The organism is Marinobacter nanhaiticus D15-8W (assembly GCF_036511935.1).
Lineage (GTDB): Bacteria > Pseudomonadota > Gammaproteobacteria > Pseudomonadales > Oleiphilaceae > Marinobacter_A > Marinobacter_A nanhaiticus.
In genome coordinates this window covers 4,991,945-5,017,248 of sequence record NZ_AP028878.1, presented here as the reverse complement: position 1 = coordinate 5,017,248, position 25,304 = coordinate 4,991,945, and the positions used below count along the sequence as shown (strand labels likewise).

The 25,304-nt window shown below is 61.0% G+C and carries 21 protein-coding genes; 12 read left to right on the top strand and 9 right to left on the bottom strand.

Annotated elements, in window-relative coordinates:
- Window positions 1–10: 10 nt before the first annotated feature.
- Genes RE428_RS22595 through RE428_RS22575 form a run of 5 tightly spaced genes read right to left on the bottom strand, consistent with a single transcriptional unit; the run spans window position 11 to window position 9,071 of the window.
- Window positions 11–997 (bottom strand): HEAT repeat domain-containing protein, encoded by a 987-nt coding sequence (locus RE428_RS22595; protein ID WP_004579898.1) that lies wholly within the window; start codon window positions 995–997, stop codon window positions 11–13.
- Window positions 987–2,315 carry a PelD GGDEF domain-containing protein gene (locus RE428_RS22590; protein WP_004579899.1) on the bottom strand — a complete coding sequence of 443 codons (1,329 nt, stop codon included), beginning with the start codon at window positions 2,313–2,315 and terminating at the stop codon, window positions 987–989. Before RE428_RS22590 ends, RE428_RS22595 begins: the two co-directional genes overlap by 11 nt.
- A gap of 11 nt (window positions 2,316–2,326) precedes the next feature.
- Window positions 2,327–2,866: a hypothetical protein gene (locus RE428_RS22585; protein ID WP_004579900.1), complete on the bottom strand. Its 540-nt coding sequence runs from the start codon at window positions 2,864–2,866 to the stop codon at window positions 2,327–2,329.
- Between the two features lie 10 nt (window positions 2,867–2,876).
- Complete coding sequence (locus RE428_RS22580) at window positions 2,877–6,302, bottom strand: tetratricopeptide repeat protein (RefSeq protein ID WP_004579901.1); 3,426 nt, start codon at window positions 6,300–6,302, stop codon at window positions 2,877–2,879.
- A gap of 3 nt (window positions 6,303–6,305) precedes the next feature.
- Window positions 6,306–9,071 carry a bifunctional glycoside hydrolase/polysaccharide deacetylase family protein gene (locus tag RE428_RS22575; protein ID WP_004579902.1) on the bottom strand — a complete coding sequence of 922 codons (2,766 nt, stop codon included), beginning with the start codon at window positions 9,069–9,071 and terminating at the stop codon, window positions 6,306–6,308.
- 170 nt (window positions 9,072–9,241) lie between these two features.
- On the opposite strand from RE428_RS22575, the gene RE428_RS22570 reads away from it, so the two are divergent.
- On the top strand, window positions 9,242–9,811 hold the full coding sequence (locus RE428_RS22570) for a glutathione S-transferase family protein (RefSeq protein ID WP_040882369.1): 570 nt from the start codon (window positions 9,242–9,244) through the stop codon (window positions 9,809–9,811).
- Window positions 9,812–10,000: 189 nt separating this feature from the next.
- On the opposite strand, the gene RE428_RS22565 is transcribed toward RE428_RS22570, so the two are convergent.
- Window positions 10,001–10,801 (bottom strand): dienelactone hydrolase family protein, encoded by an 801-nt coding sequence (locus RE428_RS22565; protein WP_004579904.1) that lies wholly within the window; start codon window positions 10,799–10,801, stop codon window positions 10,001–10,003.
- A gap of 248 nt (window positions 10,802–11,049) precedes the next feature.
- Here RE428_RS22565 and RE428_RS22560 point away from each other — a divergent pair, with 248 nt between their 5' ends.
- On the top strand, window positions 11,050–11,658 hold the full coding sequence (locus RE428_RS22560) for a Yip1 family protein (RefSeq protein ID WP_004579905.1): 609 nt from the start codon (window positions 11,050–11,052) through the stop codon (window positions 11,656–11,658).
- A gap of 32 nt (window positions 11,659–11,690) precedes the next feature.
- On the opposite strand, the gene RE428_RS22555 is transcribed toward RE428_RS22560, so the two are convergent.
- Window positions 11,691–12,350: a TetR/AcrR family transcriptional regulator gene (locus RE428_RS22555; protein ID WP_051079761.1), complete on the bottom strand. Its 660-nt coding sequence runs from the start codon at window positions 12,348–12,350 to the stop codon at window positions 11,691–11,693.
- A 114-nt stretch (window positions 12,351–12,464) separates the two neighbouring features.
- Between RE428_RS22555 and RE428_RS22550 the strand changes: the two genes are divergently transcribed.
- The 3 genes from RE428_RS22550 (at window position 12,465) to RE428_RS22540 (ending at window position 15,895) form a co-directional block, all read left to right on the top strand.
- Window positions 12,465–13,292 (top strand): SDR family NAD(P)-dependent oxidoreductase, encoded by an 828-nt coding sequence (locus RE428_RS22550; protein ID WP_264673096.1) that lies wholly within the window; start codon window positions 12,465–12,467, stop codon window positions 13,290–13,292.
- Between the two features lie 51 nt (window positions 13,293–13,343).
- Window positions 13,344–14,267 carry a ferritin-like domain-containing protein gene (locus tag RE428_RS22545; RefSeq protein WP_004579908.1) on the top strand — a complete coding sequence of 308 codons (924 nt, stop codon included), beginning with the start codon at window positions 13,344–13,346 and terminating at the stop codon, window positions 14,265–14,267.
- A gap of 86 nt (window positions 14,268–14,353) precedes the next feature.
- On the top strand, window positions 14,354–15,895 hold the full coding sequence (locus RE428_RS22540) for a flavin-containing monooxygenase (protein WP_115840225.1): 1,542 nt from the start codon (window positions 14,354–14,356) through the stop codon (window positions 15,893–15,895).
- Here RE428_RS22540 and RE428_RS22535 read toward each other — a convergent pair.
- Window positions 15,859–18,420: an EAL domain-containing protein gene (locus tag RE428_RS22535; RefSeq protein ID WP_004579910.1), complete on the bottom strand. Its 2,562-nt coding sequence runs from the start codon at window positions 18,418–18,420 to the stop codon at window positions 15,859–15,861. The two genes, RE428_RS22540 and RE428_RS22535, sit on opposite strands and share 37 nt — an antisense overlap.
- 285 nt (window positions 18,421–18,705) lie before the next feature.
- On the opposite strand from RE428_RS22535, the gene RE428_RS22530 reads away from it, so the two are divergent.
- The 5 genes from RE428_RS22530 (at window position 18,706) to RE428_RS22510 (ending at window position 23,079) form a co-directional block, all read left to right on the top strand.
- Window positions 18,706–19,302, top strand: a complete 597-nt coding sequence (locus RE428_RS22530; protein WP_004579911.1) for a DUF938 domain-containing protein — start codon at window positions 18,706–18,708, stop codon at window positions 19,300–19,302.
- Between the two features lie 89 nt (window positions 19,303–19,391).
- Window positions 19,392–21,068 carry a dihydroxy-acid dehydratase gene (gene ilvD, locus RE428_RS22525; RefSeq protein WP_004579912.1) on the top strand — a complete coding sequence of 559 codons (1,677 nt, stop codon included), beginning with the start codon at window positions 19,392–19,394 and terminating at the stop codon, window positions 21,066–21,068.
- 186 nt (window positions 21,069–21,254) lie between these two features.
- Complete coding sequence (locus tag RE428_RS22520; RefSeq protein ID WP_004579913.1) at window positions 21,255–21,881, top strand: TetR/AcrR family transcriptional regulator; 627 nt, start codon at window positions 21,255–21,257, stop codon at window positions 21,879–21,881.
- 129 nt (window positions 21,882–22,010) lie between these two features.
- Window positions 22,011–22,337 carry a thioredoxin gene (gene trxA, locus RE428_RS22515; protein WP_004579914.1) on the top strand — a complete coding sequence of 109 codons (327 nt, stop codon included), beginning with the start codon at window positions 22,011–22,013 and terminating at the stop codon, window positions 22,335–22,337.
- Between the two features lie 271 nt (window positions 22,338–22,608).
- Window positions 22,609–23,079, top strand: a complete 471-nt coding sequence (locus tag RE428_RS22510) for a CopD family protein (RefSeq protein WP_004579915.1) — start codon at window positions 22,609–22,611, stop codon at window positions 23,077–23,079.
- 9 nt (window positions 23,080–23,088) lie between these two features.
- On the opposite strand, the gene RE428_RS22505 is transcribed toward RE428_RS22510, so the two are convergent.
- The gene (locus RE428_RS22505) at window positions 23,089–23,688 is read right to left on the bottom strand and encodes an arylesterase (protein WP_004579916.1); all 600 of its coding nucleotides are present in this window, start codon (window positions 23,686–23,688) and stop codon (window positions 23,089–23,091) included.
- 128 nt (window positions 23,689–23,816) lie between these two features.
- Between RE428_RS22505 and pbpG the strand changes: the two genes are divergently transcribed.
- Together pbpG and RE428_RS22495 are read left to right on the top strand one after the other, a co-directional pair.
- Complete coding sequence (gene pbpG, locus RE428_RS22500; RefSeq protein WP_004579917.1) at window positions 23,817–24,755, top strand: D-alanyl-D-alanine endopeptidase; 939 nt, start codon at window positions 23,817–23,819, stop codon at window positions 24,753–24,755.
- A 24-nt stretch (window positions 24,756–24,779) separates the two neighbouring features.
- On the top strand, window positions 24,780–25,304 hold the full coding sequence (locus tag RE428_RS22495; RefSeq protein ID WP_004579918.1) for an asparaginase domain-containing protein: 525 nt from the start codon (window positions 24,780–24,782) through the stop codon (window positions 25,302–25,304).

The following is a 25,304-nucleotide window of genomic DNA, read 5'->3' as shown; positions in this document are numbered from 1 at the left end:
GTCCTCAAGTTCACAGCCAGGCTTCGACCAGCGACCGGATGCCGGGGTTTTGGGTGCTGGGCGAGCAAGCCGCCAGCTCGGTACGCACCTGCTCGAAGTTGCGCTCGTGGAATGCCACTTCCGCCAGGTATGGGCGGATCAAATCTTCCGGAGCGCCGTTCTCCAGTGCGGCTGTAAACGCATCACGGGCGGCGTCCATGTTGCCTAGCTCCAGCTCCACACGGCCCAGCAAGCGCCAGTCGTTATGCTGGGGGCGACGGGCAACCAGCCGCTGCAGCATGTCTTCGGCGTTCTTCAGGTAGTGGATACGCAGACCGCCCTGGGCCAGTCCGAGGTAGCCCATTTCCCACCAGATCTGGGCCAGGCGGCGTTGCAGGGGCATGGTCTGTTCTTCCGAAGCCTCGGTCAGGGACTGCTGGAGGCGATTGGCGCGGTGGGTCAACGTCTTTTCCTTCTGCTCCAGCATGGAGTAGGCCAGCAGGCGCACGTCATCCACCTTGTCCGTCAAGGCTTCGCGGAGAATTTCCACTGCGTCGCGGTCCTGCATCTGGCGGGTAGCCAGCAGGGCCTTCAGGCGTTTGTCGGGATCGCCTGCCTCGCGCAGGATCTGGCGCAGGCCGCCCTGGCTGTAGACCATCTGCAAGCCCATATCGATAGGCCGGTAGGGCAGTTCGGGGATGGCGATCTCCTGCCAGGGCACTTCCCGTTCCGACCGCGGCAGGTACAGCGCCAGCAGTACCCCAACGGCAACACCAATGCTGCCGATGAACGGAATCCCGAATTGCAGGCTGAACAGGAATAACGCCGCGCGCCGGGGCGAGTCGCGGTAACGCTTTGGCAACAGTCGCAACAGGACCAGCGAAAGCAGCGCGCAGGCGAGGGCATGGCCGGCGAGGTACGCCAGCAACTGTGCCTCGCCGGGCAGGGGCGACATCAGGCCCACGATGGCCGCTGTTTCCAGCGCTACAGCCTGTACAATCAGCCAGTTACCGCCCATGATCGAGCGCCTCCTGCAACCAGGTTTCGGCGGCCTGCTTTTGGGCAACCTGGAGAACCTGGAGCTCGCCTTCCGCGTCGTGCAGCGAGATGCCCAACTGTTCGCGGATACCATCTTCGAGGCGCTGGATGTAGCCGGCCCGACCCAGCTCGTCGGTAAGCGGCATCAACACGATGACCGTATGTCGGTCGTCGTCGTGGACCTCATGGATCAGGTCCAGTCCCCGACGGACACGTTTGATATGCTCAGCCACCTGCTGTGCGCGCAGTCCTGCCGGCATGTGCAGGGCGACTAGCGCTGCCGGCAGCTCGAAGTCTTCGGCGTCCCGGCCCACGCGGGCCAACTGGTGGCGCAGGTGCCGCAACTCCGGCGTGTCGGTCGGGGAGGTATCTTCCTGCTCGACCACCAGGTCCGCCATATGCCCCGCCAGGATCGCCAGGAACCGCAGGGTCTGTGGCTCGAAGCTGAAGAACGGCATCGCCTCGATGGCGCACAGGGCGTTGATGTGACCGTTGGCATCGATAAATGGGATTACCGCCAGGAATCGGGTATCCATGTCCGGCTGGCGCTGGCGGTATTCGCTCTGGATTGAAATAAGTTTGGCTTCGGCCAGGGCATGTTGGATCAATGGGTCGTTGCCGGGCAGCGGCTTGACGTTACCCACGGTCGCCAGGGGTTCGTTGCCCGCCTGGCCGTCAATAACCGGGAAGACCCCGGCAATCTGGATCTGACCGTAACGGGCCAGTAACTGCAGCATGGCGCTGGCCCGCCCTCGGGTGAGGCCGGCGGCGGTATCCTGCCCCAGCTCGCCGTAAAGGCGGCGCAGGGCCTCGCGCAGGCTGCGGGAACTGCCTGCCAGTTGTTGCTCCAGCCGATCATGGGAGACTTTCAGTAGGTAGTAGTTGCGGGTGAATTCTTCCAACCGCGCCTCGCGATAGTCGTTGGAAGCTTCGAGCTTGGCCCGCCGTCGTTCCCAGTAATCGCGGAATTCCCCCGCCAGCAGGCTGACCGCCAGGATGCCTACGGCCCAGATAAAGGGATAAGGCTCGCTGGTCGGCGCCAGGTAGCGCTGATAGACCCCCAGCCCAGCGACGATCAGGATCGAAGCCACCAGCGACAGGAAGAAGCCGTAACGCAGGCCCACCAGTAGCGGACCGAGGACGGGCCAGGGAAAGTTGCCACTGAGGTAGAAAGGGTCCTCCGGCCGGTTCCATGCGCCCAGGGCAAAGCAGATGCCGGTAATGACCAGCATCTCGAACCAGCGCAGGGTCTGGCCGACCTGGCGCGCGCGTTCGGCGGTATGCTCGAGACTATCCATGCGCGTCCGGTCTACTCCCCACCACTGACCAGCGGCATCGCGTCGGCCAGTTCATCGATCACCTTGTGGGCCGCCACGCTCAGGCTTTCCCGGCCCCAGCCGGTGCGCGCGGCGGTGCCGGACCAGACAATCCGCTGGTCGTCCGCGCTGCGGATTTCGAGGGTCACGCCCACAGCGGGCTCACCGTCCAGGCCGCTCTTGTAGCGCCATTCCTCCACGGTGCCGGAGACCAGGTAGTCGTTGTTGCCACTGCGGGCCTGGGTGATGGCCTCCTGACGCTGCTCGCTATTGTCGAACAGTAACGGGTCGCGCACCTGCGGCAGGTACAGGGTGACGTTGCCGCTGCCCTTGGCGCGCAGGATCGCTGCCAGCACGCTGGCTGCCTGTTCGCCAGCCTGGGGCGTTTGCGACAGGTTCACCAGTGGCACCACGGCGAAGGTGCTATCGTCGGGAATCGGGTTGCCCTCCTCGCTCTGCATGACGGCACAGCCGCTGAATAATGCCAGGGCCATGGCGGCGAGCAGCCAGGCGTGTCGAAATTGTCGTTTCATCGATGTCTCCTTAACGACCAGGGAAAATCGTGTAGGTCAGGTTCAGGTCCGCCCTGCCGCTGCCATCCAGACCTTCGGAGGTCCAGCGGCCGGACAGGGCCAGTTCGTCATCACCGAACAGCGTCCAGCCCACGCCAGCACCGATTCCGATTTCCGGTGTTTCCGTGGATAGCACATAACCGCCCCCGATTTCCAAGAAGGCCCGGGGCGAAGGTGCGGTACGGTATCGAGCGTGCGGCTCGCCGTGATTCCAGCGGGCAGCAATGCCGAGGCGCTCGTAGTCTTCGGTCAACAGGCTGGCAGGCTCCAGCGGCGTGTCCAGGTCGGCCTGGACACTGGCTGGCAACTGCGTGGTCAGGTCCAGGGATTGGCGTTGGTAGCCGGCGCTTAACGTGAAGGCCGGGTCTTCGCGCCACAGGGTGTAGCTGCTAGTCAGGCTGGCGCTGTGGCCGTCGCCGAGGTTATCGCCGTCTTCGCTGTGGTGGTGCAGGGCAGCCACCTCAGCGTACAGGCTCAGGCGTGACCATGGACTGTAGCTGGCCCCGAGGTACTCCCGATCGCGGCCGACCAGCCACCAGGATTCGGCGCTGTCCGGTGCGCGTTCGTTGCGGCCCAGCCCGAGACTGACCGACCAGCGATCCGCCGGTTGCCAGCGGGTCTCCAGTTGCCACGCCGTGTCGTAGCCATCTGGGCGGGCCAATTGTTCCGCGCCCACGGTTACGTCCAAACCGTTGCCGGGAATCGTGATTGCGACGCCCGCCTCGGTTGCGTGCTCGGGTTTCTGCAGCAAACGACCGGAGCCACTGGCATCCAGTGATCGGAGCTCACCCTCAAGTGTAAAATGTTCTACTGCGTAAAGACCGTTGGCGCTTGCACGATGCACGCGGAAATTGCCGAGGTCCTGCCAGTCGCTGCCCAATTGGATACTGCGGGGAAACTGCTGGTGGAGGTATACGGTATCTCTCAGTCGTTGTCGCGCGGCCTCCCCTGTCTGCGGTGATTCGAGTGTATCGAGCTGTCGGTTCAATCGCGTGGCCTGTTCCTCGCGGCTCTCCGGCGTTGCGTAGAGTGGGCTTGCATCCGTTAAGCCGGATCGCGCATACCAGGTTTCGGCCAGCAGCGCGTTGTCGTCGGTTTGCGCCTGGTTGCCGAGGGCGCGCCTTAGTTGTGCTGGATTGTCGGCATCCGCCGTAATGGGGCGAAGCAATAGCTGACGGGCCTGGCGGTCCAGGCCACGGCTGCGATAGACCGCCGCGCGGGTGTCCGGATTGCTGAAATCCTGTGGATCCAGCTCCGCCAGGAGCGCCATCGCAGCACTTGGGTTACCGGTTTGTTCGAGGATATTGGCGGTGGACCAGATCCAATCCGGCTCGTCCCGATGCCGGGGCAGGCCGCGCAGGAACCACTGGCGGGCTTGCCAGGCCTCACCCAGGGCGCTGTAACCATAGGCCAGTACCGGATAGGTTTCCGTGTCCGGCTCCTGGGACAGATGTGCCAGTAGGTGGGGAAGCGTGTCGCGGAATTGGTCTACATCGCTCATTTGTAGCCAGGCCCAACCGGTGAGCACATCGCGGTCCTCCGGCTGGAGCCGGTAGGCGCGACGATAGGCCTGGTTGGCTGCAATAATCTCGCCCTGCTGGTGATGGGCCAAGGCCCGCAGCATCCAATAGCGTGGTGACCGTTCTGTGGTTGGTTCTACCGCCAGCCACTGGTCCAGGGTATCTTCCAGCGCCGCCCAATTTTCCATGGCCGCCTGGTACTCGGCCCTATAGGCGAGGTAACGGGGCACGCCGGTTGTTTCATAGCGTAGCGTACTGAGGCGGCTGGCGGTCGCGAAATCCTCGAACACCACGGCCAGACTGAGCAATTGCTCCTGAAGTTCCGGCGAGGCGTTGTCCACATCCGCCATAAGGGCCTGGTAGTCAGCCCGAATCTGATCCACACGACCGAGATAGGTGCCTAAACGCAGGCGTAGGGCGCGCCGTTCGGCATCAATCGCGGGGTCCTCCGCATCGAAATCCAGCCGCTCAAAGGCCTGTTCCGGCCGTCGTGTGCGCCAGTAGAGGTTGGCCAGTTCCAGTTGCTGGCCGCCGCTCAAGCGTTCGCGGGCTTCGAGCACGTCTATGGCGCCCTGGAAATCACGGGTGTTGAGTAGCAGGTCCAGTTGCCGGGTCTGCAGTCGTTCCGAGTCGGGATGTTGCTGGAGGCCGCGTTCCAGGACTGCCAGGGCGTCGTCAGTGCGGCCATCCCGAATACGGGTATTGGCCAGGGTTTCATAATCCGCAGGGCTCAGCTGGCCGCGCTGTTCGGATAGGCGCAGCAGGGTTTCCGTCGCCTGGGTGTCGAACAGCGCTTGGGCCAGGGCGCGGGCACGCTCGAAAGCGAGCGCATCATCGGTTTCGCGGTAGAGCTCCAGCCAGACCGGCAGGGCCTCCTCCGGCCGGTTGTTCCATTCCAGTACCTGGGCGATGCGCTGGTGGTCCTCCCGGCTAAGCTGTCCGGGATGTCGCTGGAGTCGGCGAATCGTGGTCAACGCCTGGTCTACCCTATTGTTGGCAAGTTGTGAGGTCAGGAGTTCGCGCTGCAGTTTGAGATCGTCCGGGCGTTTTGCCGCCAGTCGCCCGAGCCAGCGGCGGCCGTCATCCGGTGCACCGGCGAATCGGGATAGACGGATGCCCTGTTCCAGCTCAGCCTCGGTCATCTCCTGGTCGGCGATGTACTTGCGGAAGGTGTCGAGGGCCTTGGCCGGATGACCGCTGGCCAGTTCCAGGCGCAAGACCTCATCCACCAGTTCACCGAGTTGTTTGTCGGAGGCAAGCGGAAGCTGCGCTTCAAGGGCCTCGGCTGCCTGGGCCGGCGCACCCTGGGCTTCGCGAAGGGTGGCCAACTGCCGGGCCAGGGCCAGCTTCTGGCGTGGCTGTTCGGCTTCGCCCTGCAACATCTGCAGGACATGGTCGGATTGTGTCGGACGCAGGGCATCCAGCAGGGGACCCAGCAGCGATATTTGGCGGTCGAAGCTGTAGGCCTGCCCAGGCACCTTGATGGCCTGGGCGAACAATGTACGCCGAGCCTCGTCCCGGGCTTCGTCAGAAGTGGCGGCGTGGACGCGTTGTTCCAGCAGCTTCAGGTACTCCTCCATGGCCAGTGAGGGAACGTCCTCCTGACCAAGCAGCGGCTCCAGGGCTTGCAAGGCCGCCTGCGGCTGGCTAGTGCGGCGAAGCATGCGGGCGAGGTTGATGCGCAACGCGGCATTGTCCGGATCGGCACGCACCAGCACGCGCAGGTAGGCAATGGAGAGGGCATCGGGATTCTCCAGATAGTTGATATCTTCAAAGGCTGCCTGACGCGGGAACAGGATGTACAGCGCCAGGCTCACCAGTACGCCAATGACCAGCAACGAGGGCAGGTTGAAGAACTTCTCCCGTTTGCGCGCCATAGCCTATCGACACTCCAGGACCATTGAGTCCACGCGTTGCGCTGCCAGCTCTACCTTCACCGAGCCCGTCTCGACCTTGAACCGAGGCTTCGGGCCAGCCAGCGAGCGACAGTTCGTAGTGCCGACCAGGGCGAACGCCACAGGCTGGTGCCCGGCAAACCCAAGTTCGATCCGCCAGCGCCCGTTTTCCAGGCGACGCGTCCAGCGGGTAATGACCGCATTGGCCTCGCGCAGGTAGGGGCCCTGGGGCGCTGTCCCGGTCAGGGCCAGCGCTGGCTGATCGCCGGCAAGGTGGACGAAACGTTTGCCGGCGGCATCGATGTAGCCGGCCACACCCTGGCTGTTCTCCAGGTCCGGATACTGGCTTTGTGGATCGACCCGCACGGTGTGGGGCTGGCCTACGCCGCGCCAGCTATAGCGTCCGGTACCGTCCTGCAGCAGCGCGGAACGATAGGCCGTGCGGCCACGTTGCGCGTACTCGCTCAGGTAGAGGGGGGTCGTGGGTTGGCTAACGGCGTAGTCGTAGACAGTTCGCAGGGCGTTGAGCGCCGCCGGTTTGGAGCCGGAATAGAAATGATAGTAGATGCTGATGGGTTTGAGCCGGCCACGCTCTTCCAGCAGCTTGAAGGTATCCACCACCGCGCGGAAACCGTAGTAGGGACCCTGCCAGAGATTGGTGTAGACGTTCTCGTTCATGACCGGCGCGTAGATCTGCAGCTCGTCTCCTACGGGCCGGGCGATAGGCCAGACGCCCGCCAGTTCCGAGTCGAAGGGCAGGGGATGGGTGTCGCCGCCATTGACGTTGGCCAGTCCCGCTTCCCGGACCTTGCGTAGGGCGGCTTCCGTAGGCAGGGCATCCCCGGACCAGAGGAACACCTCGACCGACTTGCCCGGCGGCATGAGTTTCCGATCGATATAACGCACCGAGCCGGCGATTTCCCTGTCCAGTACGGGCGTGTAGTCGGGCACACTCAAGGCGTAGCCGTACTCGGCGAAGACCGGCAGTTTCTTGCTGCTGTCTTCACCGATGATCTGCCAGAAGAAAGGATGACTGAAGGTGTGGGAGGCGCCTTCCACGTTGTCCAACCGGAAAATCTGCCGCGCCAGGTTTTCGGCCTCGGCGCTGGTCTTGGGATAGATACCTTCCGGTGAGGTTTCCGCTTCGATAACCGATACGGTGTGGGGCAGCGGATAGGGCTTGAGGATCTCGTCCATGACGACCTTTGCAGCCAGCGGCGCCCCGGCCATCTCGGCCCGGGACACGAAGCCGTCGCCGTCGATATGGGACGTCACGATACGGCGGCCGGACTCGGTAGTGACGTCGATGGCGGGAAACTCCTGGTGCGCCAACGCTTCGTCCAGGAACGCCATGGGGTTGAACAGCCAGTACTGCTGGTCGTCCGGGCCGGGCTCGAACAGGTAGGGCGCCAGTGCCACACCACCCGCGGCATGGGTATAGACCGGGTGAAAGCGATTTCCGCCGTTGTCGGTTACCGTCAGCCAGAAATTTCCTTGCTCAGGTTGCGGTAGCGCGGCTTCGGACGTTATCGGCAGGCGACGGCCTTCGAACTGGGTGACGGACGGGCGCATCTCGCTGGTGCTCAACGGCGGCGTTGGCACGGCCAGGGCGGGGGCCCGGGTGAGCGTCTGGCAGGCGCGGTCAGAAGGCAATAGGCCCATGACGACCACAGCCACGCCCTTATCCTGCTGCTGTGCCAGCCAGCGGCACAGTTTCGAGGCGCGGGCGCCGACTTCCCACCAGACCAGAAGGCCCGCATAGCGGTCGTTGACGGGTTCGTCAGGTAGAGGGTCATCCACGTGGCGATAGACCGGCACGTACCCGAGTTCCTCCAGCGGAACCGCCGCGTAGCGATGGGCGGAGCTCTGACTCATCAGACCCGGTGCATCGTGGAAGACGAGGATTTCGCGCTTGACCCGTGCCGGCTGGGTCGGGCCTAGTCGGGTCAGCTCCGGGTTACTGACGTAGGGAATAAAGCCGTCGGCCCGGAGCTGGCGGGCCACTGCCTCCGCCGTGTCTGCCCGTTCGACATAGTCAATGGCAATCAGGGGCTTGTCGGAATGTTGCTGGCGCCAGTGCTCGAGCTGCTGGTCGAGCCATTGGCGGTCCGTTTCCGGTACCTGGCGATAGCGCTTGCGGGCTGGATCGAAACCGGCGCGGTAGGACTCGAAGGCCAGAGCGTCGACAACCGAAAGGGTGCTCTCAGGGAGTTCGAACCCGCGGTTGATGACGATCCGCGCGTTAGGGTGGCGTTCGCGTATGGTCTGGATCAACTGTGCCTGTGCGGCGAGGAAGGCGTCCGGGTCCGTTCGCCCGGCTTCGGTCAACTGATAGCTGTCCAGAGTATCCAGGAAAACGCCTTGGAAGCCGGCGCCGAAGGCTGGCTCGATCAATCGATCCAGCAGAAAGCGGCGGATGTCCTCCCGGCGCAGATCCAGTACTCGGCTTTCCCAGGCCGGGTTTTCCGCCATCAGTCCTGCGCTCGGAGCGTCCCGGAAATACCGGTGACTGCGCGCAATTTCACCGATACTGACGTAGGCTAGGGTTTCGACGCCGGCATCGTGCAGCGTGGCCAGCCGCGATGCACTGACCTGTGGTGGCTGCAGGACCAGCCAGTCATAGGCCATCAGGGCGTTGACCGGCGCTTCGCTACCGTAATAGAAGCCGATATTTCGCAGTGCTCCGGCAGAGTGACTGGCGAAAAAAAGCAGCAATGTCAGGATGACCCAGTGAGGCGATCGATATCCCATCAGGCTTGTTGGACGCTTGGCGAATTGTAAGACTGGCGAACGACGAGGGCAGGAAATTTGACTGGCCCCGACTACTTTGGCTGTGGTTAACCAGAGCCAATACGGTACGGTTTACCAACCAGTTTAGATGCAATTTCAGAAACTTGGATGTCTAGAAAGGATACATGATCATGAAGCTGATTGGCTCCACGACTTCCCCCTATGTCCGTCGCATTCGTTTACTGCTTGGCGACGACGACTACGAATTCGTAAACCTGGACATCTACGGTAAGGATCGCGACGAACTGCGCCGCAGCAATCCCGCCCTGAAGATACCGATGATCCAGGACGGCGACCAGGATGTTTACGACTCCCGGGTGATTTCCCGCTATATCGCTAGCAAGCGGGGCGACGCGCCGCTGGATTGGGATCAGGAAAACCAGCTGACCCTGATCGACGCGGTCAATGATTCCTGTGTGACCCTGGTGCTGTCAAAGAAGTCGGGCATCGACGTGGATCAGGACATCACCTTCTATAACCTCCAGCGCGAGCGCATCATGATGTCCCTGCGTACCCTGGCGGCCATGGTGGACGGTGGCGAGTTCGCCGAGTGGGATTATCCCTCTATCTGCCTCTACAGCCTGGTGGATTGGCTGCAGTTCCGGGATGTGGTGGATTTTCCCGGCGTGGAGAGCCTGGTGCAGTTCAGGGATAGCAACAAGGATCGGCCAAAGGTGGCGGAGACGGATCCGCGGCAGTGATCGACAGTTACAGTTGTTACGGCGTCCAGAACCACGTCAGAGAGAAGTTGATGGATGTCGTCGCTGGAGGAGGGGCATGGACGCCCCGGACGTCCTGGCTGGCTAGAGGAGGCCAGCCAGGACAGCGGAAGCGATGATGTCCCTGCGCTTACCGCGTAAGGTGCCAGTCCTGTACTGGAACCCGCGTTGCTACTCTGCAAATATCGCCTCGTAGAACGCTTTCATGCTCTCCCAGGATTCCTTTGCAGCCTTTTCATCGTAGCCCAGTGGCATATTGAACCTCTCAGCCAGTTCATCGGCTTCGGGACTGGTAAATGAGTGCTTCACGCCGGGATAGCTGAAGAAATCCAGGTCTACTTCCGCCACCTGCATTTCCTTGACGAAGCCGGCAACCTGATCCGGAGGCACGAAGCTATCGGCGCCGCCGGTATGTACCTGAACTGCTGCTTTGATGCTACCTGGCTCGGCGGTGATGTCGCTGCCCAATGAGCCGTGGAAACTCACTACCCCGTCCAGGTCCAGCCCCAACCGGGCCATGTTCAGCACCACCCCACCGCCAAAGCAGTAACCCTGGGCTGCAATGTGGTTCCCATCGACGGTTTCGCGCGCCTTCAACAGATCCATGGCTTTGGTAAAACGGGCCCGGATCGCCCCTTCCTGCCCGGTGGCGGCCTGCATGAACTTCTTGGCGTCCTCGGGGTGTTCGGCGACTTTGCCGGCGCCATACATATCCAGGGCAAAGGCGGTGTAGCCGAGCCCAGCGAGGCGCTCCGCCTGTTTGCGTGCAAAGTCGTTGTGGCCCCACCACTCGTGGACGACGAGGATGCCTGGCCGCTCGCCCTCGAAGCTGTCGTCCCAGGCCATGTAGCCGGTAAACGGCTCGCCGTCGACGTCGTAGTTGATAGTTTCGGTCTTGAGCGCGGCTTGGGCCGCGCCGACGAGTAGCACGAACACTGCGGTCAAGGCGATCCGGAATGATTTGGTGCTCATCGATAACCCTCCATAGTCGTGTTTTTTGATCGGTTCTGACGTAAGAATCTTTCCCTCTATCAATACGACAGATCAAGACAAATCACCCATCTTTGGGGGTTCGCTATCCCGTGATAGCCCAGCTTGCAGTGATTTTACAGCCCGCCAGGCTGAAATCACGCTTATGAACTATGCTCAAAGTCAGGCCGTAACTCCGATTACGGGTAGCAAGGTATAGGTCGAAAGACACAACAAGAAAGGAGAACGCGATGCTTCTCAAACATGCCTTCGGTCTGTTCACCCATCCCGATGCCGAGTGGGCGGAAATCCGCCGAGAGCACGAGACGCCCTGGCACGTCTATGTGGCGTATGTGCTGATCCTGGCGGCCATCGGTCCGGTTTGTGCGTATATATCCACCACCTATTTCGGCTGGACGGTCGGCAGTGAACGACTTATCAAACTGTCGAATATCAGTGCGATCCAACTGAGCATTCTCACCTACATCGCTATCCTGGTGGGGGTATTTGCCCTGGGCTGGATGATCGACTGGATGGCCAGCACCTACGGCGCCAAGAGCGAGGTCGACAAGTCCAACGGGATCGCCCTGGCAGCCTACGCGGCGACGCCGCTGTTCCTCGCCGGTTTTGCACTGCTTTATCCGGTGCCCTGGTTCAACGCGCTGGTATTCCTGGCGGCAGCGGCCTACGCCGGCTATCTGGTGTACGACGGGCTGCCCATCGTCATGGGTATCCCCAAGGAACAGGCGATTGTCTATGCCGGTGCCGTCCTCACCGTGGCGCTGGTGATTTTGGTCACCACCCGGGTCGGTTCGGTGCTGATCTGGAACTACGGCTTCGCGCCCCAGTTCGTCGGTTAGGAAGGTTCAGGGGCAGCGGTTCTGCTGCCCCATTAGTCGTTGTCGACGTCCTGCCTCTCCGCTGACAACTTATCGCGGGTCATCCTGGCGATCTGGATTTCCTGCTCGGTGTAGTGCCCGACCATGCGCGCCAGCCCGTCCGCCAAGTCGTCGAAACTGATCGGCGGGTTGGGGTCGGTCAGGTGCCGCACCACCGCAAAGATACCGCCATGGATCATGATGTAGCTCATGGTCGGAATGCTACGGATCTGCAGGGTTTCCGGGTGATGCATCAGGTATTGGGTGACCAGTTCCGACAGGGTTTTCTGCAGCGGCTCCAGGTACATCTCGAAGTCCAGGGTCATGGCGTACTGGACGCAGTTCAGGTAGCGCCGATCGTTTTCCTGCAGGAATTGGCGGAAGTGATTGAGCAACTCCCTGACGGCATCGGCAATGGGCATCCGAACAAGCTCGGGGACCAGCGGCTGGATCATCGCCACCGTGTCGGCCACGAAACGTTCGGACATGACGCTGAAGATCGCTTCCTTGTTGTCGAAGTACTCGTACAGCGACCCCACGCCAACCCCTGCAATTTCAGCAATATGCCGCGTGGTCGTTGCCGCCGGTCCGCGCTCGGCCATGGCAATGAAACCGGCCTCGACGATGGCGTTGACGGTGGCCTTGGCCCGTTCCTGTTGGGGTTTTCTCGTCATATTTTTTCCGAATTGAATCCGAACAAGCATTCGCTTTAGCTTTTTATTAAGCCTCGGAGCGGTTCCGAGGCTCTTGATTACATTCAGCTTAGGTGTCTCATGTTCGGAAGTCGTTTGCCCCAGAAACCCGCAGGCGCTGTTTCTGCGGTCGTAACCGGTGCCGGCAGTGGAATCGGGCGTGCATTCGCCCTGGAAATTGCCCGTCGCGGTGGCGCGGTCCTGTGTTCGGATATCGATGAAACGTCAGCCCAGGCTACGGCGGACGAAATCACCGCATCCGGCGGCCGGGCCTGGGCCACGGCGTGTGATGTCAGCAAGCTGTCTGCCGTGCAGAAGCTCGCGACCCAGGCCGAATCGCTTCTACCTGAACCTGTCGATCTGGTGATCAACAATGCCGGTATCGGTGTCGGGGGCACGCCGGTGGGGGAGACGCCCATCACCGACTGGAAATGGACCCTGGGCATCAACCTCTGGGGCGTGATCCATGGTTGCCACGTGTTTGCCCCGCTGCTCAAAAAACAGGGTTACGGCGGGATCATCAACGTGGCCTCCACCGCCAGCTATTCGGCGGCGCCGCTCATGGGGCCCTACAACGTCAGCAAGGCGGGCGCCCTGGCCCTGAGCGAGACCCTGGCCGCCGAGTTGGCCGGTACCGGTGTGCACGTCACCGCCCTGTGCCCAACCCTGGTGAAAACCAACATCAACGCCAACGGCAGGATCGTCGGCAAATCCTCGAAACTCTTCGACCGCCTGATGGACCGCTTCGGCATGGCGCCGGAGAACGTTGTGCGCATGACTCTCGACGCCCACCAGCGCGGTGACCTGTATGTGATGCCGCAATTCGATGCACGCATGATCTGGCGCACCAAGCGTCTGTTTCCCCGCACCTACGCGCTGGGCACCGGAATGATCAATCGGTTCGCCGCCGCGCGTCTTCAATAAACGACCTGTCTTTACGACCTGTCTTGAATAAACAAATAGGAGGAATCGGCCATGGCTCAAATCGACCTCGACAAGATGCTTGCCAAGATCAAGGACAGCCAGTGGGCACTGGCGGATATCGACTGGGAAAAACCCGGGGCCGAACAGATTACGCCGGAGCAGTGGCCCAAGCTCAAGGCGTTCATGTCGGACCTGATGTGGATCGAACATGTCGGCGCCCGTGGCTTTGCCGCCATGGCCAGGAAAGCACCCAACGATACCCTTAAGGAGATCTACACTTATTTCCATGCCGAGGAGCAGCGTCACGCGAATGCGGAAATGGCCCTGATGCGCCGCTGGGGCATGCTCGACGGCGAAGAGCTGCCTGAGCCCAACATCAACCTGCGCCTGACCATCGAGTGGCTCGACCGTTACAGCGACGATATGCCGCTGGAAGTCCTCGGATCGGTGATCCCCATGCTGGAAATTGCCCTGGACGGGGCACTGCTCAAGTTCCTGCTGGACGAGGTGAATGATCCGCTCTGTCACGAGGTGTTCGAGAAGATCAACGCCGACGAGGCGCGGCATCTTGGGGTCGATTTCCACGTCATGGAAATGCTCGGCCACGGGCGGATACACCAGTTGGCAATCAAGACCGTGGGAACCGTGGCCAATCCCAAACTGATCCTTGGCGTGCTCGCCTATGCGCCCCTGCTGAACCGCATGCGCGACAATATCGTTGCCATGGGCCTGAAAGAGGAACGGCTGTACGAGGCCATGGGCAAGTACCGGCGCATCGGCGGCCGCACAAAGGAGGGGCGTCGCAACCCCTGGTACCAGATCATCAGCCAACACGGGCAGATGGTGGTCAATCGGGATCACATCTACCACAAGCCGGTGGACGCACTGGTGAAGCTGAGCAATTACATCCCGAAGCGAGCGCTGGGCCCCGTACCTACCTGGGTCAAGCAGCTGACCTGGCGCCCCACCGCCTGATCTGAAACATTTACCAAGGCTGAAGCTTGTCCGCCGTGTTACGCGCGGCGACGGCTTCGCCTGCCTGGAAATAACCTCGAGAGCGCATGATGAGTAAGGCAACCGCCCAAACCAAGAACTCCAAGGCTCCTGCTGGCGCAACGCAGCGTCGCAGGACAAGGCCGCACACTGTGTTGATCGTCGGGGCCGGCTTTGCCGGTCTAGGCGCTGCCCTGAGACTGCAGCAGGAAGGCATCCGCGACGTGGTGATCCTCGAACGGGCCGCGGATATCGGCGGAACCTGGCGGGACAATACCTATCCGGGGGCCGCCTGTGATATACCGTCCAACCTCTACTCGTTCTCTTTCGCACCGAACCCGGACTGGTCGCGCAGCTTCGCCGGTAGCCGGGAAATTCTGCGGTACATCCACCACCTTGCAGACAGCCACAAGCTGCGACAGAAGGTTCGCTTCAACCAGGATGTCAGCGAGCTGGTGTATCACGAGAAAGCCGGTGTGTGGACGGCGACCACACAGAGCGGCGAGTCCTATCAGGCCCATTCAGCGATTATGGCCCAGGGCCCGCTATCGAAATGCAGCTTTCCGGATATTCCCGGTATCGATAGCTTCAAGGGCCACAAGGTCCACAGTGCCCGCTGGGATCACGACTATGACTTTCGCGGCAAGCGGGTGGCGGTGATCGGTACTGGCGCCAGCGGCGTGCAGATCGTCCCCGAACTGGTCGGGCGGGTGGACAGGCTCAAGGTTTTCCAGCGCACACCGGGCTGGGTGCTGCCGCGGCCGGATTTCGCCACACCAGAGTGGAACAAGTTGTTGTTTCGCAAACTACCCGGCGCCCAGTCGGCCATGCGCCGCGCCCTTTACGTTACCCATGAATCCATGGCCCTGGGCATCATCTGGAATTCACCGCTGACCGGCGTGATGGAGCGGGTGGCCAAGGCCCACTTGAACCATCAGGTCAAGGATGCCTGGATGCGCCGTCAGCTTAAACCGGACTTCCGCATCGGCTGCAAACGGGTGCTGATGTCCAGCGACTACTATCCCGCGCTGCAACGGGATAACTGCGAGCTGATCACCTGGCCCATTGCGCGCATCAGCGAGGAGGGTATCCGCACCGCCGAAGGGATCGAGCATCAGTTCGACTGCATCGTGTTCGCCACCGGTTTCGACGTGTCCCACAGTGGTACACCGTTCAGGGTCGTGGGACGAAAGGGCCGGGAACTGGCGGAAGACTGGCGGTGTGGCGCCCATGCCTACAAGAGCATCAACGTTTCCGGCTATCCGAACCTGTTCATGACCTTCGGACCCAATTCCGGCCCGGGCCACAACTCGGCGTTGGTCTATATGGAATCGCAGATCGAGTACCTTGTGCGGGCGATCCGCTTGATAGAAGGGCAAAACCTCAAGAGCCTGGAGGTGCGCAAGGATGTGCAGAAACGGCACAATCGTGCGATCCAGAAGCGTCTGGCCAGGACCAACTGGAATTCCGGCTGCAAGAGCTGGTACCTCACCGAAGATGGTTTCAACGCCACCATGTTCCCGGGGTTTGCCACCCAGTATGCGCGCCAGATGAAAGGGCTAAACCTGAAAGACTACAGGATCGAGAGAGGTTCGGGCCGGCCCCAATAGTAGCCCTGCCCACAGAGGCCCGGGTAGCGTTGCAGCCAGTCGGCGACGGCCGCGGTCTCCACACCTTCCACCACGATGCGTAGGTCCAGCGCCTCGCCCAGTTCCACCGCGGTATGGAATATACGTTGGCGGATAGCGTCGGTGGGGATATCGGTCAGGAAACTGCGGTCGATCTTCAATTCGTCGAGGCTGAAGGAGGCCAGGGCGCTCAGGGAGGAATAGCCGGTGCCGAAATCGTCCAGGGCAATGCGGAAGCCTGCGCGGCTTAGCTTTTCCAGCATTTGCCGGGCCTGATCAGCGTTACGCATTACGGCGGTTTCGGTGATTTCCAGCATCACGTTATTGGGTGTCACGCCATAGCGGGACAGGATGGCCTGGGCTTCGCTATGAAAATCGCTGCGTGCCAGATCCCTGGCCGAAATGTTCACCGCCACCATAACCGGCCGTCCGGCCTTTTGCTCCAGCCTGGGCAAATCCTGCACCGCGCGCTCGATGGCCCAAAGAGTCACCCCGTGGATCGCGCCCACCTGCTCGGCGAACGGGATCCACTGATCGGGCCGGATGAGGCCATAGTCCGGGTGATTCCAGCGGATTAGCGCCTCGTAGGCGATCACCCGGTTGTCCCGCAGGCAGATCTTGGGCTGGTACGCCAGGTGAATGCCCCCGGTGCGCAGGGCGCGATCCAGATCCAGGATCAGGAAATGCTGCAGGTTCTGCTCTTCTTCCGAGCGCGGATCATAGACGTTGATGGTGGTGTCCGTGGCCAGCGAGGCAAAACCCGCCCGGGAAATCAGTTGCGAACCACTGCTGCCATGTTCAGGCGCATACGCCAAGCCAAGTCGGGACAGCCAACTGAAGGCGTAGTGGTCCTCACTGAAGGACTGCTCGAGCCACTGGCGGATGGCGTTCCAGGGAATGCTGCCGTTGTCCGTACGCAGGGCGATGACATGGTTTGCCGTATCTACAGTCCCCAACGGATGACCCTGGAACAGCACCAGTTGATCGGGGAACTGGCCCTCCAGGTAACGACAGAAGCGCGCGAGATAGACCCGTAGCAGGTTTTCCGCCTCCTGGTAACCCAGCGCGCGCTCGATCTCCCCATAGCGCTCCAGCCGCAGCAGGCCGACCACGAACGAATGCCCGGATTGGATTAGTCGGTCCAGTGCCTGCTCCATGATGGGACGGTTGGGGCGCCGGGTGATGCGATGAGACGCCATCAGTCGGTCGTAATCCTGTTCCAGGCGGGTGCGTAGGCGGCGTTCTTCGGCTACACGCTGGGTGGCGTTCATGCGTCGACGTCGTTCCTCCACCAATCGATAGCCCACCACAAGCGTCAGGAAGACCGCCGCGGACGCAGCGCCGATGTAGAAGCCGGAGGTAGTCACTGCGTTCACCGGCATCCAGCCGATGGTGCGCAGCATCGCCGTCGCGGCGCCGATGAACAGCATGACCAATGCGATGGCCAGGTAACGGGCTTCTGGATTTTCCCGAATATGAAGGATGGCGACGATAAGGACGAGCAGCAGCGCAGCGGTTGAGGCGACAAGCGTCGTTGCCTGTCCAATCCCCACTATGTGCAGGGGTGCCAGCACTGCCAGTAGCACTAGAGGGATTGAAGCGGCTCGAAAGGTCAACTGCGTTCGTCCGACCAGTCCCAGGAAGTGACGGGAAAAACCCAGCAACGCTACTGCGCTGAGCGGGATCATGGGTGTCAGCAGGTTATTTACCCCGGGCCAATGCGGCCAGAGTAGCCAGAGACCGAAGCCGTCCACGCACAGTTGGGTTAACAGGATGGTGGCCACCAGGCAGGTGAGCCAGGCGGCGGCCATGCTGCGTAGGGTCAGCAGCAGTGCCAGGTCAAACACCAAGGCAAACAGCAAGATGCCGTAGAGACCCGCCTTCCAGGCGATTTCCGTGCCTGCCTCGCTAAGCAACTGCTCGGGCCGGCTGACGGAGAACGGGAACAAGGTAGGGCCGGAATTGACCACCTCGAACAGGAAGGTGGTATAGGACGTCGGGGGCAGCACTACGGGCCAGATCAGCTCGGGCAGCTCCACCATGCGCTCACTGAAGGGAAAGCTGTCGCCCAGCACCGGCAGGCGATTGGTTTCTCCGGTTTCCAGGATGGCGACGGCGCGCACCTGGTCCAGCGATGGGGCCTGGATGCGTAGCAATAGAGACAGGGGATGAACCGATGGATTGCTGAGTTCCACCCGGAATGTAGCCGGGCCATCCAGGTAGCCCAGACCGGCGTGGGTCGTATCGAGCGGTTGCCAGTCACGGTTGTCGATCCAGCTCTGGTCCTTGAGGACCTGGTCCAGGCTGGCCGTGCGAAAGCGAATGTCCGACTGCAGGGTATCGACCCAGGCGTTGGAAACCAGGGGGGAGAGGGGTACGGGGTTGGCGGAGCCATAGGCCGGCGTCAGGTTGAGTCCCAGGCTGTACCCGCCGATGGCGAAGAACAGGGCCAGCGGCAACCAGACCCGGTAACGCAGACGCAGGACGCAACGGGGAAATTTACCCATGGCGGCCTCGCTGCGTCGATACCTGATTCCGTTCCGGCATGCTGGTCGTCCTGGTAGCCTATAGTCGGCAGTTAAAATGACGTCAGTGGTTACATTTCATTTACACGTGGAAATGTTATGTAACATATTGAATTCACGGATATTTTAGATTATTTGAAACTCTTTTGCATTTTGTTTGTGCGAAAGTTGTGCAATCCCTTGCATCGGCTGGCGACGTTGTAAGGGTCAGGATGCTAACCTGAAAGGTGGTCCTGAAATTACACCTCAACATTCAGAGAGCGCATCTTGAAACCCGTTGCCGAAGCCTGCCTGCGAAACCAACAGCCCATCGCCGAAGCCCTTGCCCCGTTACTCGAACAACCCGGCCACTGGCTTGAACTGGGCAGCGGGACCGGCCAGCATGGGGTCTTCCTGGCCCAGCGCCACCCGCACATCACCTGGCAATTGACGGATGTGGCCGAAGCCCAGCCGGGGCTGCGTGCTTGGCAAGAGGACGTCGGCCTGCCCAACCTGCCGCCGCCGCAGGAACTGGATGTCATGCAACACCGCCCGCCGGGCGAGCGTTACGACGGCGTGTTTACCGCCAACACCGTGCATTTTGTCGGCTGGCCGGTTGTTGAGGCCTTGCTGACCTGTGCGTCGAACGTGCTGGAAACCGGTGGATGGTTTGTCGTGTATGGACCATTCAATCGCGACGGCCAGTTTACCAGCGAGGGCAACGAAGCTTTGGATGCCTGGCTCAGGTCGCGGGATCCATCCAGTGGGATCAAGGATGACGCTGCGGTGATCGAGCTGGCTGCAAGCTACGGTTTGACCTTCGATAAGGATCAAGCGATGCCGGCCAACAACCGCATGCTGTTTTTTCGCAAGCAAGGAACTTGAGAGAACGCGGGATCCGCAACAGCAACGAGCCCAGATCAGCGTGAAACACAGACAAGCAAGGAACCTGAATAAGACAGTCGGGAGAGATCATGAGCGAAGACAAGCGCCGTCGCTATTCCAGCCCCGTGGTCGATGGCCTCGGGAAATCAGCCAGCCGCGCGATGCTGCGTGCCGTCGGCTTCACGGACGAGGATTTCAAGAAACCCCAGGTGGGTATCGCCTCCACCTGGAGCAACCTGACGCCCTGTAACATGCACATCAACGGCCTGGCCGAGGAAGCCAGCCGCGGTGCCGATGAGGCCGGTGGCAAGAGCCTGATTTTCAATACCATCACCGTATCCGATGGCATCGCCAACGGCACCGAAGGCATGAAATATTCCCTGGTCTCACGGGAAGTGATTGCCGACTCCATCGAAACCACCGCCGGCTGCGAGGGCTTTGACGGCCTGGTCGCCATCGGTGGTTGCGACAAGAACATGCCCGGCTGCCTGATCGGGCTGGCGCGACTGAACCGACCGGCGGTCTTCGTCTACGGCGGTACCATCCAACCCGGTGCGAACCATACTGACCTGATTTCCGTGTTCGAGGCGGTCGGTGCCCACGCCAAGGGCGACATGGACCTGATCGAAGTAAAACAGATCGAGGAAACTGCGGTGCCGGGGCCGGGATCCTGTGGCGGTATGTACACCGCCAACACCATGGCGTCCGCCATCGAGGCCATGGGCATGAGCCTGCCGGGCAGTTCGGCACAGAATGCGGTTTCCGACACCAAGCTGGCGGATTGCCGTGCGGCCGGTGCGGCAGTGCTGAACCTGCTGGAAAAGGACATCAAGCCCCGCGACATCATGACCCGCAAGGCCTTCGAGAACGCCATTACGGTGGTCATCGCCCTCGGTGGTTCCACCAACGCGGTGCTACATCTGATCGCCATGGCCAATACCGCTGGCGTCGAGCTGACCATCGATGACTTCACCGAAATAGGCAAAAGGGTCCCGGTGTTGGCGGACCTGCGGCCAAGCGGCCACTACATGATGTCGGAACTGGTAGCCATCGGCGGTATCCAGCCACTGATGAAGACGTTGGTGGAGGCGGGCCTGTTACACGGCGACTGCCTGACGGTCACCGGTCTGACCCTCGGCGAGAACCTCGCGGACGTGGCGCCCTATCCGGAAAGTCAGAAGATCGTCCATGCCCTCAAGGATCCCATCAAGAAAGACAGCCACCTGCGCATCCTGCGCGGCAACCTGGCGCCGGATGGGGCGGTGGCCAAGATCACCGGCAAGGAAGGCACCTACTTCACGGGTAAGGCGCGTGTTTTCCATTCCGAAGAGGAGGCTCAGGAACGCATCATGGACGGCACGGTGGTGGCTGGTGACGTTCTCGTCATCCGCTACGAAGGCCCAAAGGGCGGCCCTGGTATGCGAGAGATGCTCACGCCGACCTCCGCCATCATGGGGAAAGGGTTGGGCAAGGATGTGGCCCTGATTACCGACGGACGCTTCTCCGGCGGCAGCCACGGCTTCGTGGTTGGCCACATTACACCGGAAGCGGCCGAGGGCGGTCCCATTGCACTGGTTGAGACGGGCGACACGATCACCATTGACGCCGAGGCCAACACCATCAGCCTCGATGTATCCGACGATATCCTGAGCAGTCGCCGCGCGCGCTGGCAGCCCCCGAAACCGCGGTATACGCGCGGGGTCCTGGCCAAGTATGCACGTACGGTAAGCTCGGCCTCGAAAGGTGCCGTAACCGACGATTTCTAGCGTGAAGTCGAACGCGGTATCGTAGACTGCGGAAGCAGGGCAAGGCCTGGGTTGCCGGCCTTGTCCGCGTCAAATGATAGAGAACATGTAGAACTTATCGTTTCCAAATCCAGCGACTGAATGATCAAATATCGTTAGGATTGATCAATTTGACGCCAACTAGACGACTGGTCTATTATAAAAACCATGATAACCACAGCAACAAAGGCCCAGGCCAAGCCCGGCAATGAAACCCGAGCGCAGTTGATTCGCGTGGGCGGCGACATCATCGCCCATCGGGGTTTCAACAGCACCGGTATCAACGCGGTGCTGAAAGAGGCAGGCGTACCAAAGGGCTCGTTCTACTACTACTTCGCCAGCAAGGAGGATTTCGGGCTGGCGGTGATCGACGGCTTTGCTGCGGAATACAACGCCCAGCTCGACCGTACCCTGGGTAACCGCGCACTGCCCCCGCTGGAGCGGATACGCGAATACATGGATATGGGCATTGCTGACATGCAGTCCTGTGACTATTGCCGCGGTTGCCTGATCGGCAACCTGGGCCAGGAACTGGCGGGGCAGAACGAGAGTTTCCGCCTGCGGCTGGACAGCATCTTTTCCGACTGGCAGGTGCGCTTCGCGCAATGTCTCGAAGAGGCCCAGGAGCGAGGGGATATCGATGCCGGCGCCGACCCCCGGGCGCTCGCCCAGCTCCTGCAGATGGGATGGCAGGGGGCGACCCTGCGGGCAAAGGTTAGCAAGTCGGTTGAGCCGATGGCCCAGTTCGCAACCATGTATTTTGAGCAAATCCTGGGACGAGCGCCGGCCACATAGCAATAGGCGTCGATCCCCTGCAGGCGGTCCCGGGCAACCGGACCGCCAAAAAATGGCCTTGAAAACTAGTAGACCGGTCTAAATAGATTTGAATGTACCCATTTGCTTTGCGTGCCGAGGAGGTTCCGTATGAGCCAGCAACCGATCAACGTTACCGTCGACACTTTCGAGCAGGAAGTGCTCCAGTCCGACAAACCCGTCCTGGTGGATTTCTGGGCGGACTGGTGCGGCCCCTGCAAATCCATCGCACCACTGCTCGAAGATGTCGCAGACGATCAGTCCGACCGTCTGAAAGTGGCGAAAGTGGATGTGGATAACTACGGCGAACTGGCCGTTAAGTTCGGCATTCGCTCCATTCCCACGCTGATGATGTTCAAGGGTGGTGAACCGGTTGGCACCCAGATCGGTGCGGTAGGCGCCCGCGAATTGAATGGCTTTATCGAATCCCACGCTTGAGTTGCTCGTTGAGAGAGACCTATTGGCTGCCTTAGGGCGGCCTTTTTTGTGAATACGAATATCTTCCAAACCGTTCGCCACATTTGAAAGCCCGCCCAACAGCGACTTCAGGGCGTTAACTCCACCATTGCCTTCTCGCACGAACTTGCATGCTGGGGAGAATGGCCTGAAAAGCTGTCGTTGATTCGCTCGCAGCAGAGTACCCGTTGCGGGAAGTTAGCCTCAAACTGCTATAGTGCCGCTGGTTATTCGAACGGTGAGAGGGACAACGATGGGCTTTTTTGTGGCATTGCACACACTGGCAGCGGTGATCTGGGTAGGCGGCATGTTCTTCGCCTACATGGCCTTACGCCCCGCAGCGGGAGCGGTTCTGGAGCCGGCCCAGCGGGCGCCGCTATGGAGTCATACCCTGTCGATTTTCTTTCGCTGGGTCTGGGGTTCGATCATCGCTCTCTTGCTGACCGGATTCGGTATCCTGGGTATGTACTTCGACGGCTTGGGCTCGGCCGGCTGGCACGTTCACGCCATGTTGACGCTGGGCGTCGTCATGATGTTGCTGTTCGCCCATGTCTGGTTTGCGCCGTTCCGCCGCCTGAAGAAGGCGGTAGCCGACAACGATATCCCCGAAGCGGGCCGCAACATTGGTCAGATCCGTAAGTTCGTACTGATCAACCTGATCCTTGGTCTTATCGTGGTTGTAGTCGGCTCCGGCGGGCGCTACCTGGTGTTGATAAATATGTAAGTGGCGAGATCAGAGCGCCCCTTCGTCCTGCAGGCGCTGGTATAGACGCTCCGCCAGGCGCTGGTAGCCCTCGGCGTTGAAGTGGACCGAATCGGACTTCATGTTGGGATCGCGCAGTAGACTGGCGACCACGTCATCGTCAAAGGCCAGTTCGTAGCGTTCGGCCAGCTCGGCATAGAGCGGGGCAGTGTCCGAGAACAGCTTCTTCTCCGGCACGCCCACCAGCAGGACATCGATATCCCGCGACTGGGCCATTTCGACCATTCGCGCCAGGTTGTCCCGGGTGGCGGTGAGATCATGGTTGCGCAGGATGTCGTTGCCGCCTTCGAGCAGGATCATCAGGTCGGGTTGAGTGCGATCGAGGACGCTTGGCAGGCGCGCCAGGCCCTCGGCTGTGGTTTCTCCCGAGAGGCCTGCGTTGATTATCCGTACGCCTGACAGTCCAGCCAATACGGATGGGTAGCTCTCTTCCTCGGCCACGCCAACACCTTCGGTAAGGCTGTCGCCGAAGGCGAGTATGACACCGTCCTCGAATACCGGATCGAATCGGGGTTCGGTACAGGCGATCAGGAAAAGGCTTAAGAAGATCGGGATGATGCTATGCTTCATCGATAAGGTATCTCTTGCCGGTTACGCAACGGGGCTGAATTCTGCGGCTCATAAGTGTATAAAGCAGACCAATAAGCAAGTGCTTACTTGCGGCGCGTCAGTCACTGTTTTGTTGGGGTAGCTTCAGTATGCAATGGGGTCAGCGGATTCCGCTGTTTCTTTTCGTTATCTGTCTGTCCATTGGCGCCGGCCGAACCTGGGCCGCGCCGGACCCGGCCGGACTCAATCTTGCCTCGGTCAACGCGGCGGTGGCCTACCTCGACGGCGGCGACCCGATCTATGGCAAACACCTCGACCGCTCGGTTCCCATCGCTTCGGTGACCAAGCTAATGACCGCACTGGTGGTGATGGAAGCCGGCCAACCGCTCGATCAATGGCTGGAAGTCTACGAGCGTCATCGTGAAGCGGCGAATAACGCTTATTCGCGCATCCGCATCGGCTCCACCCTCAAGCGGGGTGACATGCTGCGCATCGCTTTGATGTCTTCGGAAAACCTGGCGGCGTATACGCTTGCCCGGCATTATCCGGGCGGTTTCGATGCCTTCGTCAATGCCATGAACGAGAAGGCCCGCGAGCTGGGTATGATCCAAAGCCGTTTCGTGGAACCGACCGGGCTCTCGCCCGATAATTATTCCTCCGCCGGCGATCTGGTAACGCTGGTACGCGCTGCGTTCGCCCATCCGGAACTGCGTGAATACAGCACCACCGGTTATTTCCGCGCACACTTCCGTCAGCCGCGCTACTCACTGTCATTCGGTAATACCAATGTGCTGGTGCATCGGGACAGCTGGGGCGTGGGCTTGAGCAAGACCGGCTATCTCACCGAGGCAGGGCGTTGCCTGGTTATGGTGACCGAGATCGAAGGTCGCGAGGTGGTTACCGTGCTGCTCGATTCATTCGGTACGCGTACCCCGCTTGGCGATGCCGGGCGCATCAAGCGCTGGCTTACGACCGGTGACGGCGGTTCCATTGCCAAAGCGGCCCGGGAATACGAAAATCGCCGCAACGCGTTCTATGCCGAGCGGGACGCCAGGAAAACCACCACCACTGCCGAGTTGACGCAGTAATTCGATAGTTCCGGAGATTGACTCATGGCTGAACGTTTCGTTGCAGAACAAGGGATTGAAAGCGGTATCCTGCTGCTGACCACCGGTGGAACGATCGATAAGATCTACTTCGACGCCAAGAGCGAATTCAGCATCGGCGACAGTGAGTTCCCGGCGATCGCCGAAGTGGCGCACATGCAGATCCCGTATCGGGTGCAAGGCGTCATGCGCAAGGACAGCCTCGACATGACGGATGAGGACCGGCTGGCCATCCGTGCGGCGGTGGAAGCGTCGAAGGAATCCCGGGTCCTGATTACCCATGGTACCGACACCATGGTAGATACCGCCCGCGTCCTGATGGACCTGGCCGACCGCACCATTGTCCTCACTGGTGCCATGCAGCCCTCCCGTATGCGTATCACCGACGCACCGTTCAACCTGGGCTTTGCCATTGGTGCGTTGATGAGTCTGCCGAAAGGCGTCTATATCGCCATGAGCGGCCAGATCCTCGATCCCCGCACAGCACGCAAGAATCGCGAGGCCGGGCGTTTCGAGGCGTCTTCTGATTAA